The sequence below is a fragment of the Mycobacterium sp. MMS18-G62 genome, assembly GCF_053877835.1.
The window spans coordinates 4,743,096-4,754,563 of sequence record NZ_CM132662.1 but is presented as its reverse complement, the minus strand read 5'-3'; the positions used below and the strand labels follow the sequence as shown (position 1 = coordinate 4,754,563).

General features: G+C 66.4%; 13 protein-coding genes. 2 read left to right on the top strand and 11 right to left on the bottom strand.

What is annotated here, in order from left to right; genetic code table 11:
• The first annotated feature begins 9 nt into the window (after positions 1 to 9).
• Positions 10 to 690: a hypothetical protein gene (locus ACWW36_RS23675; protein ID WP_456138389.1), complete on the top strand. Its 681-nt coding sequence runs from the start codon at positions 10 to 12 to the stop codon at positions 688 to 690.
• Here the strand turns inward: ACWW36_RS23675 and ACWW36_RS23670 are convergent.
• The 7 genes from ACWW36_RS23670 to ACWW36_RS23640 form a co-directional block, all read right to left on the bottom strand.
• Entirely contained in the window at positions 680 to 1,633 is a 954-nt protein-coding gene (locus ACWW36_RS23670) for a cation diffusion facilitator family transporter (protein WP_456138388.1), read from the bottom strand. The two genes, ACWW36_RS23675 and ACWW36_RS23670, sit on opposite strands and share 11 nt — an antisense overlap.
• The gene (locus ACWW36_RS23665) at positions 1,633 to 2,019 is read right to left on the bottom strand and encodes an ArsR/SmtB family transcription factor (protein ID WP_456138387.1); all 387 of its coding nucleotides are present in this window, start codon (positions 2,017 to 2,019) and stop codon (positions 1,633 to 1,635) included. The genes ACWW36_RS23670 and ACWW36_RS23665 overlap by 1 nt, the downstream gene beginning before the upstream one ends.
• 19 nt (positions 2,020 to 2,038) lie before the next feature.
• Entirely contained in the window at positions 2,039 to 2,611 is a 573-nt protein-coding gene (locus ACWW36_RS23660; RefSeq protein ID WP_456138386.1) for a hypothetical protein, read from the bottom strand.
• 88 nt (positions 2,612 to 2,699) lie between these two features.
• Positions 2,700 to 3,791: an LLM class flavin-dependent oxidoreductase gene (locus ACWW36_RS23655; RefSeq protein ID WP_456138385.1), complete on the bottom strand. Its 1,092-nt coding sequence runs from the start codon at positions 3,789 to 3,791 to the stop codon at positions 2,700 to 2,702.
• A 121-nt stretch (positions 3,792 to 3,912) separates the two neighbouring features.
• A complete protein-coding gene (locus ACWW36_RS23650) occupies positions 3,913 to 4,623 on the bottom strand; it encodes a hypothetical protein (protein ID WP_456138384.1) in 711 nt (236 codons plus the stop codon).
• 93 nt (positions 4,624 to 4,716) lie between these two features.
• Positions 4,717 to 5,958 (bottom strand): alpha/beta fold hydrolase, encoded by a 1,242-nt coding sequence (locus ACWW36_RS23645; protein WP_456138383.1) that lies wholly within the window; start codon positions 5,956 to 5,958, stop codon positions 4,717 to 4,719.
• Between the two features lie 83 nt (positions 5,959 to 6,041).
• On the bottom strand, positions 6,042 to 6,371 hold the full coding sequence (locus ACWW36_RS23640; protein WP_456138382.1) for a hypothetical protein: 330 nt from the start codon (positions 6,369 to 6,371) through the stop codon (positions 6,042 to 6,044).
• A gap of 123 nt (positions 6,372 to 6,494) precedes the next feature.
• Between ACWW36_RS23640 and ACWW36_RS23635 the strand changes: the two genes are divergently transcribed.
• Positions 6,495 to 6,833, top strand: a complete 339-nt coding sequence (locus ACWW36_RS23635; RefSeq protein WP_325333140.1) for an RNA polymerase-binding protein RbpA — start codon at positions 6,495 to 6,497, stop codon at positions 6,831 to 6,833.
• Between the two features lie 14 nt (positions 6,834 to 6,847).
• Here ACWW36_RS23635 and ACWW36_RS23630 read toward each other — a convergent pair whose 3' ends face one another.
• Genes ACWW36_RS23630 through ACWW36_RS23615 form a run of 4 tightly spaced genes read right to left on the bottom strand, consistent with a single transcriptional unit; the run spans position 6,848 to position 11,467 of the window.
• Positions 6,848 to 7,642: a polyprenol monophosphomannose synthase gene (locus ACWW36_RS23630; RefSeq protein ID WP_456138381.1), complete on the bottom strand. Its 795-nt coding sequence runs from the start codon at positions 7,640 to 7,642 to the stop codon at positions 6,848 to 6,850.
• Positions 7,639 to 9,411 carry an apolipoprotein N-acyltransferase gene (lnt, locus tag ACWW36_RS23625; RefSeq protein WP_456138380.1) on the bottom strand — a complete coding sequence of 591 codons (1,773 nt, stop codon included), beginning with the start codon at positions 9,409 to 9,411 and terminating at the stop codon, positions 7,639 to 7,641. Before lnt ends, ACWW36_RS23630 begins: the two co-directional genes overlap by 4 nt.
• On the bottom strand, positions 9,404 to 11,002 hold the full coding sequence (locus tag ACWW36_RS23620) for an amidohydrolase (RefSeq protein ID WP_456138379.1): 1,599 nt from the start codon (positions 11,000 to 11,002) through the stop codon (positions 9,404 to 9,406). Before ACWW36_RS23620 ends, lnt begins: the two co-directional genes overlap by 8 nt.
• A complete protein-coding gene (locus ACWW36_RS23615) occupies positions 11,003 to 11,467 on the bottom strand; it encodes an FxsA family protein (RefSeq protein WP_456138378.1) in 465 nt (154 codons plus the stop codon).
• Between the last annotated feature and the right edge of the window lies 1 nt (position 11,468).

Here is an 11,468-nt window from a genome sequence, read left to right as displayed (position 1 = left end):
CTTGCCGATATGCGAATGGTTGCGGTGATCGCGGCATCTGTGCTGGTGGCAGGGTGTTCACAGTCTGTGGGCGGCGACGCCCAACACTCGGGACCCGCACTGTCGCCGCTTCCGAGCACGGCGCGCTCCACGCCATCGACGAACTCGACGGTTCCGGCTCAACCGCCGGAAGCCGGCGCCCAGATCGGCGCCGTGGTGGCGTGGATCGAAGCCGGCTCATCGGCCGATCCGGCCACCTTCCACGTCGCCACTCGCGACGGCGACTCCACACAGCTTGGCGACGACGTCGCATTCACCACTCCGTCGGGCAAGTCCGACTGCATGACCGACACCAAGCACAGCGGAGGCGCGCTGGCGTGCCTTGTCGATCTCGTGAATCCACCCCCACGGCCGTCCGATGCGTACGGCGAGTGGAAGGGCGGGTGGGTGGACTTCGACGGCACGAGCGTCGCAGTCGGCTCCGTGCACGGCGATCCTGGCCGGTTTACCGCGGGCACCGGCGCCCAGCTGCCCTACGGCCAGTCACTGGCCTTCGGCGACTACCGCTGCCGCAGCGACCCCAAGGGCCTGTTCTGTGTGAACTACGCCCATCAGTCGGCTGTGCGACTCAGCGACGCCGGCGTGGAGCCCTTCGGGTGTCTCAAACCGGCCACTGCCCCGCCGCAGATTGGCGAGATGTTCAGCTGCTGAACGCGGTGTCGTGCGCCGGATAGGCATGCACGATCACTGAACCAAGCTTCGGAATAGCGTGCGCCAGTTCGTGTTCCGCACCGTGCGCAACCCTGTGCGCGTCGACGAGACTCAGTGATGGGTCGACGTCGAGCTCGGCGTCCGCTTCGAGCCGGTGACCAGCCCAGCGCATCCTGACCCGTCGCACCGCACGAACACCCGGCCGGTCCGCCAAGACCGTGGCGGCAGTGTCGACCAGTTCGGGATCGATGCGGTCGATGAGCCTTCCGAACACGTCGCGCGCGGCGAACACGAGCACGACACCGATGGCCGCCGCGATCAGCAGACCGAAGAGCGGGTCGGCGGCAGGAAAGCCCATCGCGGCGCCCACGGCACCGGCCACCACGGCCAGCGATGTCAAACCGTCTGCGCGCGCGTGCATTCCGTCGGCTCGCAATGCAGCCGATCCGATGCGGTCACCGACGCGGATGCGATACAGCGCCACCACTTCGTTACCAAGGAATCCGACGACGCCGGCGGCGGCGACCCAGCCGACGTGTTGCAGCGGTACCGGATCGATCAGGCGACGGACCGCCTGGACCGCAGCCACCACCGCCGAGATCGCGATCGCCGTAACGACGAACAGTCCGGCAAGATCCTCGACCCGGCCAAAACCATAGGGATAGCGACGCGTCGCCGCGCGGCGGCTCATCGAGAAAGCGATCCACAGTGGCACCGCCGTCAACGCGTCGGAGAAGTTGTGCACGGTGTCGGCGAACAGTGCAACCGAGCCCGACCACGCGACGATCGCCAACTGCGCAACAGCGGTGATGCCCAGCACCACCAGGCTGATCTTGACCGCCCGGATTCCGGCGGCGCTGTCTCGCAGCGCGTCGTCGACGCTGTTGGCGTGGTCGTGGCTGTGGCCACCGTGGCCGAGCCACGAAATATGACCTGAGCCCATCAGCCTGTCCCCTGTTCGTGAAGCACCCGCAGCTCCGCGTCCTGCAGGTGGTGCGGAGGAACGCCACCGGCCGCATGCTCGGCGTTGTACACCGCGTCGGTGACGAGCTGGCGGACGTGGTCGTTCTCGAGCCGGTAGAACACCTGGGTACCTTCGCGTCGGGTGCGCACAAGGCGCGCCATCCGCAGTTTGGCGAGGTGTTGTGACACCGAGGGCGCCGGTTTGCCGACTCGTGTGGCGAGATCGTTGACCGACATCTCGCGGTCGCCCATCGCCCACAGCAGCTGGACGCGGGTCGAGTCCGCGAGCATCCGAAACACCTCGACGACCAGGTCAGCCTGTTCGTCGGCCAGTCGGCGCGCGCAGACCTGCTTATCTGCATTCATACGCAGATAATAGCGCTTCTCACTGCGGGCGTGCGTTCTCCCGCGCCTTGGCCGGATAGATCTGCGTCATCCCGAGCGCGCCGACGATCACCACCACTGGTATCACCGCTTTGGTCCAATCCGTGGTGGCCGGCGCCTGCACAGCGATATAGCCCAGCACCGCGATGAGTGCGAACACCAGCGCCCACATCAGGGTCAGTACCCGGTTGGTGCGCCGAAAGGCGACCGCCTCCCACTCCTCGCGCGCAGCCTGCTCAGGCCCGTACTGCTCGGTGAACGGCACAAAAGCCAACGACACCAACGACATTGCGGCGAGCACACCGGCCGACAGCGTAGTGGCATAGCTGTCCATCCAGTCGCGGTCGTGGGCGCCGACGACCACTCCGACGACGGTCACCGTGATGAAGAAGGCGATCGTGACGATGTCGAGCAGCCGTGGCCCGCCCCATCCTGCCGACACCCCGAGGATCAACGCGGAGATCACCGCGCACAGCGCACCGAACATCCAGGTGCTCGGACCGTCGGCGACGACCCAGTAGACGATCCACGGCGCGAAGCCGATGAACGGGCTGCGTACGAACCATTGGTCCACACCTCAGCTTGACAGTCAGCCCGCGAAACTGCGGGGAGATCGCCATTCAGCGCAGTAACGCGATCTGTCCGCAGTTTGGACACCGCCGCTAGGCGACACCCTTTTGCTTCAGCAGCGGTAGTACCCCTTCGGCGAACCAGTACGCCTCCTCCAGGTGCGGGTAGCCCGAGAGGATGAACTCGTCGAAACCCACTGAGTGGTATTCGTAGATCAGGTTCGCGACTTCCTCGTGGCTGCCGACCAATGCAGTGCCTGCTCCGCCGCGGACCAGCCCGACACCGGCCCACAGGTTGGGGTAGATCTCGAGCTGGTCTACTCGGCCGCCGTGCAGAGCCGTCATCCGCCGCTGCCCTTCGGATTCCGAATTAGCATGCAGCGCAGTGGCTTTAGCGATCTGATCAGGCGTCAGGTCGGCCAGCAGCTCGTCGGCGACGGCCCACGCGGCCGCCGACGTGTCCCGGCTGATCGTGTGCAATCGAATGCCGAATCGCACACTGCGCCCGCGCTCTTCGGCGAGCTTGCGCACCTGCTCGATCTTGGCCGCCGCGGCGTGCGGAGGCTCGCCCCACGTCAGGTACACGTCGACATGCTGCGCGGCGATCGGCAGCGCAGCAGGCGACGAACCGCCGAAGTAGATCTGCGGCAAGGGATCCGGCGGTTCGGATACCCGCGCGTCGGACACCGTGTAGTAGTGACCGGTGAAGTCGACCGATTCCTGCGTCCAGACCGAGTTCACGATATGCAGGAACTCCCCGGTGCGGGCATAGCGCTCGTCGTGGCTGAGCCAGTCGCCGAACCGGCGCTGTTCGAGGTCGTCCCCTCCACTGACGATGTTGAGCAGCACGCGGCCCTCTGAAAACCGCTGAAGCGTCGCGGTCTGCTGCGCAGCGAGCGTCGGCGGCACCAGGCCGGGCCGGAACGCGACCAGAAACTTCAGCTTCTCGGTCTCGGCCAGCAGCGCCGACGCGGTCAACCACGCGTCCTCGCACCAGGTTCCGGTCGGTGTCAGCACGCCCTCGTAGCCCAGCCGGTCGGCGGCGCGTGCCACCTCGGCCAGGTACCGGCGGCTCGGTGCGCGGTAGTTGGAAGGCAATGTGTGATGCGACGACGCGTGCGACGCTCCGACGATCGAGCGGCTGTCGCCGTTGGTCGGCAGGAACCAGAAGAATTTCGCAGGCACGGTGAGACGACGCTAGTCGCCCGCATGTGGCCGTTGAAGGGTTTGATTCTGCGTGATGCAAAGCCGACCGGCCCCGCCGGTGCGATCGTTCACACCGTCAGGGCCGTTGGGCGACAGCGGTTTAGGACAGCCGGAAGGTTCCGGTGACGAGCGTCGGCGTCACCTGCCGGCCGTTTATCGTCGAGTTTGCGCTCTTGTTCTGCAGGAAGGTGATCTGGCTGGCCTGCTGAAGCTGTCGCTTGCTGCGTATCTGTGCGCGGAACTGGTCATCCTTGAGCTGCTGCAACTCGGCCTGTTCGAAGTCGCGGCCGCTGATGCCGCCGTTGAACTGCACACCGATCGCCGATCCGTCTTCACGAACCACCCACGAGGCGCGCACACCGTTGCTCTCCGCGGTGTACATGCCGGCCACGCCTGACACGGGCGCGGCGGTGAACTTGTAGCCGACTCCGTTCATGGTCAGGTCGCCCTGCACATCGTTGCCGGTGAAGTGTGCGCTGAGGGTGTCGCGGAAGCGCGACTTGATGTCGATCTTGCCGTCGGTCTGGTTTCCGAAGAACCACGCTTCGTCGTCGGTGCCGTTGCAGGCATAGGCGGCTATCGATGTGCCGTCGACGGAGATGCCGATCGACATCGTCTTGCCGTCGGCGGCCTTCATGTCGGCGACGTATCTGGCCGACGGCGGGAAAGGAGTTGCGGTCGCCGGTGGCGTGGTGACCGCCTCAGATGTGGGGGTTGCCTCGGTGGTCTTTCCGCCGGAGCAAGCTGACAGTGTGCCCAGGGCGATGAGCGCGCTGACGCTCACCAGCAGGGTGCGGAAGTGCTTTTTCATGTCATCAGCATGGATCGCCGCAGGCAGGCGCACATGAAGAATGTGTGGAGATTGCATGGAGAAAAGGGGCCATCCGCGATGACTATCTCGCGATCAGTTCTGCCCCAAGAAGGCGTCGAGCTCCGAGCGGAACACCTGCCATGCGGGCTCAGTCGCGGTCAGCAAGTGGTTGTTACTGGACAGTGCGACCAGCCGGGAATCCGGTATCAGGGCGGCGAGTTCCTCGCCGAAGCGCATGGGGACGCGGTGGTCGTCGCGAGAATGCATGATCAGCGTCGGGCATGACACCTCGCGGGCCGCGTCGCGTACGTCGATGCGGCCGAACTCCTCGAGGAAGCGCACCGCATTCTCACTAGACGTGGTCCGCCGCTGCAGTTGATCGAACGCCGCCCAGTCGGCGCGCGTGCCGTCGGGCTGGAACTGCGCGGCGAAGACCTGTCGGAACGCCGGATCGTCTCGGCCCCATCCGACCCGGGCGAGCTCGAGATCCAATGCAGCAGCGCGCTTTTCGTCATCCCCGACGGCCCGAACGGCCCGACCGCGTGCGTACGCGCCGCACAGCACCAGCTTGCTCACTCGTTCGGGATGCCGCGCCGCGTATGCAACCGCGACGGCCCCGCCCTGCGAAACGCCCAGCAACGGGAAACGGTCAAGGCCGAGCGCCTCGACTACCGATTCGAGGTCGGCAACCCAGTCGTCGAATGTGAAATCTGTTGCCTCCCAATCAGATAGACCGCAGCCGCGCTCGTCGTAGCGAATGAATTGGTAATTGAGCGAAAGGTCGCGGACCCAGTGCTTCCATACCGGGCTTTCGATGTCGTAGCCCAGATGGGTCATCCAGTTGGCCGCTCGAACCAGCGGCGGCCCGTCCCCCACCACCGCGTAGGCCAGGCGAACGCCGTCGGAGGCGCGGCAGAAGGCGATGTGCTGGCGTGGCGGCTCCGGCTCCACGACGGGAGGCGGTGTGGGCGCCGCGGCAGGGTCGACGAGGATCGTGCCGACGAATTGGTATCCGCGGCCGCGCACCGTCCTGATGTAGCGCTGCGATTCCCCGTCGTCGCGCAGCGCCCGACGAGCGGCCTTGATCCGGCTGGTCAACGCGGCCTCACCCACAAATCGACCGCCCCATACGGAATCGAACAGCTCCTCCTTGGAGACGAACCGGTCGTGGTTGCTGATCAGTTGGGTGAGCACGTCGAAAACCTGCGGCTCGACGCGGATCACCTCATCGCCACAGCGCAGTTCGTAGCGGTGCGTGTCGAGGACGAAATCGTCGAAGCGCCACACGCCGGTTCGGCCACCGGCCGTGGTGGATTCTGGAGGTGATACGGACACCGCATTCCCATCTGGGTTTGTCGTTTGGCAATCGTAAAACGGGTGTCCGCCCGGTGATGTTCACCGCAGCAAAGAAGTCGCGGCTACCGCCAGCCGTCGGCCGCCTTCGCGGCGCGCATCAGCTCGTCGCACAGCTGCTTGAGTTCTACCGCGTCAGCGCCTTCGTCGACCGCGATCGTCACGTCTTCGGCTGCGCATCTGACCTGGTAGACACGGTCGGACAGTTCTGCTGCCTCTTCGGCGGTCAGTACCACAGCGTCGGGCGCGAGCGAGGTGCCCTTGACCATTGCGCGTTGTTCGTAGGCGCGCTGGCGACAGGATTGTTTGCAGTACTGCCGCCGCCGGCCGAGCCCGGCATCAGCCACTTCACGGCCACACCATCGACAGGGCTGAGGACGGAGACGACGTGCCACGGAGCTGACTGTAAACCGCCGCCCCCGCGATTCCCGGTATCATGGACCGTCGAGTCGGGAACTGCGCGCCGTGTTGCTGCGTTGAGGATCCGGACAAAATTGTGACTAGAGGAGTTGTTGACGATGGCTGATCGTGTCTTGAGGGGCAGTCGCCTCGGAGCCGTGAGCTACGAGACCGACCGCAACCATGACTTGGCGCCGCGTCAGGTCGCCCGGTACCGCACCGACAACGGTGAGGAGTTCGACGTCCCGTTCGCCGACGATGCGGAGATTCCCCACACCTGGCTGTGCCGCAATGGCATGGAAGGCACGCTGATCGAAGGCGACGCGCCGGAGCCGAAGAAGGTCAAGCCGCCGCGCACCCACTGGGACATGCTGCTGGAGCGCCGCTCGGTGGAGGAACTCGAGGAACTGCTCAAGGAACGGCTCGACATCATCAAGACCCGCCGCCGCGGCAGCTGACTAAAAGCTAGCGCTTAACGTACGACGCCGCGGGCGCGATCAAGGCGCCCGCGGATGCCCCATTCCGCGACCTTGAACAGGGCCTCGCGGATGTTGGAGCCGCTCATCTTCGACTGACCAAGCTCACGTTCGGTGAACGTGATCGGTACCTCGACAACGACGAATCCGTTGTTGATCGAACGCCAGGTCAGGTCGATCTGGAAGCAGTAGCCCTTCGAATCCACCGCGGCGAGGTCGATCTTTTCCAGCACTTCGCGACGATAGGCGCGGTAGCCCGCCGTGATGTCGTGCACGTTGACGCCGAGCAAGATTCGCGAATAGCCGTTCGCCGTGCGGGACAGCACCAGCCGGCGCTTGGGCCAGTTACGCACTTCGCCGCCGGGCACGTAGCGCGAACCGATGGCCAGGTCCGCGCCGCCGTCGACAGCGTCAAGCAGCCGGTGCAACTGTTCGGGCGGATGGCTGCCGTCGGCATCCATCTCGACCAGCACTGAATATTCGCGTCCCAGCCCCCAAGCGAAGCCGGCGAGGTAGGCCGCTCCCAGGCCGTCCTTGCTGGTGCGGTGCATGACGTGGATCCGGTCCGGATCGGCCAGGGCCAGCTCGTCGGCGAGGTCGCCGGTGCCGTCGGGGCTGCCGTCGTCGACGATCAATACGTGCACATCCGGACGAGCCTGGTGGACGCGTCCGACGATCAACGGCAGGTTCTCCCGCTCGTTGAACGTGGGGATGATGACCAAAGTGCGCTCACTGGGGCGCTGAGCTCCGTTTTCCCCCGGTCGCTCGGCTCCGCCCCTCGGGACGCTCATGTGTCTCCTTTGTCGGCGTCGCGTCGGCCGCGCCGACGCACGAAACTCCCATTGTGCAGTATTGCGGCGATCACAGCGCCAGCGCCGATGGCGACGAGAAGCGCCTGGACTATCGGACCCCATCGCGTTGCGGGCGTGAGCTGCGTCTTTAGCCGCACCTGGTGGTCGAGATACGCGGGCTCGAAGAACGCGGTCCTGGCCAGCTCGCGGCCGTCGGGCGCGATCACCGCACTGATGCCGGTGGTCCCGGCGACCACGACGTATCGGTCGTGCTCGACCGCGCGCAGCCGGGCGAACGCCAGCTGTTGCTCACTCATGGCCTCGTTGAATGTCGCGTTGTTGGACGGCACGGCAAGCAGCTGAGCGCCGTTGCGCACCGATTCACGGGCGGCACGGTCGAAGATCACTTCCCAGCAGGTCGTCACCCCGATGGGCACTCCTGCCGCGTGCACCACCCCGGGCCCGTTGCCCGGCTGGAAGTAGCCGGCGCGGTCGGCATAGGACGACAGATGAGAAAAGAAGCCGCGCCAGGGCAGGTACTCGCCGAACGGCTGCACGATCCGCTTGTCGTGGCGGTCGGCAGGACCCGTCCCGGGATTCCAGACGATCACCGTGTTCGTCGACACCGGGTTGTCGCGGGTGTAGCCGGGTGCGGCGAGCACACCGCCTACCAGGATCGGCGCGTTGATGGTCGCGGCGGCTGACGCGATCTCCCTGGCGGCGTCGGCGTTGGCGATCGGGTCGATGTCCGACGAGTTCTCCGGCCAGATCACGAACATCGGCTGCGGCGCGCGGCCTGCCCGCACGTCGTCGGCGAGCTGCGCGGTCTCCCGGACGTGGTTGTCGAGCACTGCCCGGCGCTGGGCGTTGAACTCGAGCCCGAGCCTCGGCACGTTGCCCTGCACGGCGGCCACTGTGACACCCGGGTCGTCTCCCGCGCCGACGCCCGATTGGCGGACGTGCGGCCATGCCAAGGCCGTCGTCAGCAGCACGACGCTGATGCAGATGCCGGGCATCATGACTGCCGGCGGTGCTGCGTTGTGGCTGTTCTGCTCGTGGCGCCACAGCTGCACGACCTCGAGAACGATTGCCGTCAAACTGAATCCGATCAGCACCACGGCGAAAGACAGCAGGGGCGCGCCGCCGAACTGGGCGAGCGCCAGCAGCGGACCATCGGTTTGGCTGAAACCCACCACGCCCCAAGGAAATCCACCGAAAGGCACTGTCGACTTTGCCCACTCCAGTGCCGCCCAAAGCCCGGCGAACCATAGCGGCCACCCGCGTAGTCTTCGAACCGCGACGGCCGACAACCCGAACATGCCGGGGAACACCGCCTGGACCACGGCCAGCATGAACCAGGGAAATGCGCCGACCAAGCCGCTGATCCACGGCAACAGCGGCAGATAGAACGCCAGCCCGAACAAGAATCCGTACCCGAATCCGCCTGCATACGTGGTGGATTCACGGGTCAGCAGCCACGCGAGCAAGGCGAACGACACAAACGCCAGATACCACCAGCCGAACGGCGGGAAGCTCGCACACAGCGCCATCCCGGCGACGATCGCGACGCTCAGCTGGGGCAGCCGGTCCACCACCGCCTGCCCGAACCGTTTGAGCCGCGACGGCGCCTCGGTCTCGATGGACTCGATGGGCTGCTCCTCGTCCGTATCGGACGGTTCGGCTTTTTCCTCGTCGTCGACGACGGCGGGAATGATGTCCGTGTCGTCGGTCACCCGGGCCCATTCGCGCCGGCGGCCGGACTTAGCCATAAAGGACGGCACCCCGATGAACCGTCTGCCGGCAGCGCGGCAAGCGGTCGTCGAGTCGCGGAAGGGCCGGCACGCGCGATCGCTGGTCGGTCGACCATCGCTGCACCGCATCGGCGGGAGCGCTCACTTCGAAGTCGTCGGCCTCCCAGACGGCATACGACGCCGGTGCGCCGGGAACCAAGGTGCCGGTGATGCCGTCGCGAATTCCTCCGGCGCGCCAGGCACCGCGGGTCGCTGCCGCGAACGCGGCCCGAGCGGACACGGCGCTACCGGGGGTGTGATGCCGTGTCGCGGCGCGCACTGTCGCCCAGGGATTCAGCCCCGTGACCGGGCTGTCGGAGCCGAACGCGAGGGGCACGCCTTGGGATGCTAACAGCGCGAACGGGTTGAGCCGCCGGCTTCTGTCGACGCCGAGGCGCTGGGCATACATGCCGTCCTCGCCGCCCCACAACGCATCGAAATTGGGCTGCACGCTGGCGCACACACCCCACGATCCGAGTTGGTGGGCCTGCTCTTCGGTGATCATCTCGAGGTGCTCGAGCCGATGCCCGCACCGCGCCACGGCTGGTGCTCCGAACCGGCCGACGACTTCTTCGAGGGCATCGACCACGTCGGTGACAGCGGCATCCCCGATGACATGGAATCCGGCCGCGATGCCAGCCTCGGTGCAGGCATGCAGGTGGGCCGAGATTTCGTCGGGGTCGAGATAGCGGTTGCCAGTCCATTCAGGTGAGCAATCGGGCGCATCTACATACGGCTGATGCAGCAACGCGGTGTGCGAGCCCAAAGCGCCGTCGACGAACAGGTCGCCGGCCAGGCCGCGGGCACCGGTGCGGGCGATCAACTCGAGCGCCTGTTCGGCGGAACCGACCTGTTCACCCCAGTAGCCGACGACCTCGACGCCGTGATCGGTGTCGCGAAGTTCGTGCCAGTCGTCGATGCCGCCGATCTCGGGACCGGCGCACTCGTGCACGGCGACGATGCCGAGCGCCGCCGCGGCGTCGAGCGCGGCCAATCGCGCGTGGCGGCGTTGCTCTGGGGTCAACTGGTCTCGCGCTGCCCGGCGCACCAGGTGATGGGCGTCGCTGGTCAGCGGCTGCTGGCCGGCGAATCCCCTGGCATCTGCGAGCTGTGGCGCCAGTCGGCGCAGCGCTGTCGACGCCGCCGCCGAGTGCACGTCCACGCGGGCGAGGTAGGCAGGCCGGTCACCGACCACGCGGTCGAGATCGTCGGTGCTTGGGGCCGCACGCTCAGGCCAACCCGATTCATCCCAGCCGTGTCCCCAGATCGGGCCGTTGGGATATGCGCGGGCGTAGTCGTCGATCAGGTCAAGACAGTGATGCAGCGAGGTGGCTGCGCGAAGGTCGAGTCCGACGAGCGTCAGACCAGTGGCGGTGACGTGGACATGACTGTCGACGAATGCGGGAGCGACGAAACCGCCGTCGAGGTCGACGACCTCGGCGTCGGGAAACTGGGCCCGGCCGACGTCGTCACTGCCGAGCCACGCCACGACGCCGTCGCGAACTGCCATGGCAGTGGCGTCGGGCATCGCCGGGCTGTGCACTCGCCCGTTGAGCAGAAGGGTCGTCACTTACTCGGGTTTGCGCTCCACGGCTGGCGGTTCGACGTCGACGACGTCGATGATCTCGCCGTCAATGTACTCACCGTGCCCGGCGGTGTAGCGCGAGGTGCCGACGGTGACCAGCGGCATCCGCCGGGCGGCCATCGCGGTTACCACCGGGCGGGCGACGGCACGGGTCGGTGGCAGCAGCAAGAGTGCACCGAGGAGCGAGCTGGCCAAGCCAGGAATGACGACGAGAACGGTGCCCAGCGCGACCAGCACGCTGTCGGTGGCCGCCCCTTGCACTGTTCGCGCGGTCAACCCGGATTGCAGGCGCCGAATATGGCTTTTGACCTGCGATCCGGCCAGTGCGAGCCCAAGAACGAACGTCGCGAGCAGCAGCAGGACCGTCCAGCCGAATCCGATTGTCGACGCGAGCGCGACGATCACCGCCAGCTCGATCACCGCGTAGATCAAGAACAACCGCATCGCCATG

Coding starts and splice junctions, on each gene's coding strand:
- ACWW36_RS23675 (WP_456138389.1), top strand. CDS start 10: ATGCGAATGGTTGCGGTGATCGCGGCATCTGTGCTGGTGGCAGGGTGT.
- ACWW36_RS23670 (WP_456138388.1), bottom strand. CDS start 1,633: ATGGGCTCAGGTCATATTTCGTGGCTCGGCCACGGTGGCCACAGCCAC.
- ACWW36_RS23665 (WP_456138387.1), bottom strand. CDS start 2,019: ATGAATGCAGATAAGCAGGTCTGCGCGCGCCGACTGGCCGACGAACAG.
- ACWW36_RS23650 (WP_456138384.1), bottom strand. CDS start 4,623: ATGAAAAAGCACTTCCGCACCCTGCTGGTGAGCGTCAGCGCGCTCATC.
- ACWW36_RS23635 (WP_325333140.1), top strand. CDS start 6,495: ATGGCTGATCGTGTCTTGAGGGGCAGTCGCCTCGGAGCCGTGAGCTAC.
- ACWW36_RS23630 (WP_456138381.1), bottom strand. CDS start 7,642: ATGAGCGTCCCGAGGGGCGGAGCCGAGCGACCGGGGGAAAACGGAGCT.
- lnt (WP_456138380.1), bottom strand. CDS start 9,411: ATGGCTAAGTCCGGCCGCCGGCGCGAATGGGCCCGGGTGACCGACGAC.
- ACWW36_RS23615 (WP_456138378.1), bottom strand. CDS start 11,467: ATGGCGATGCGGTTGTTCTTGATCTACGCGGTGATCGAGCTGGCGGTG.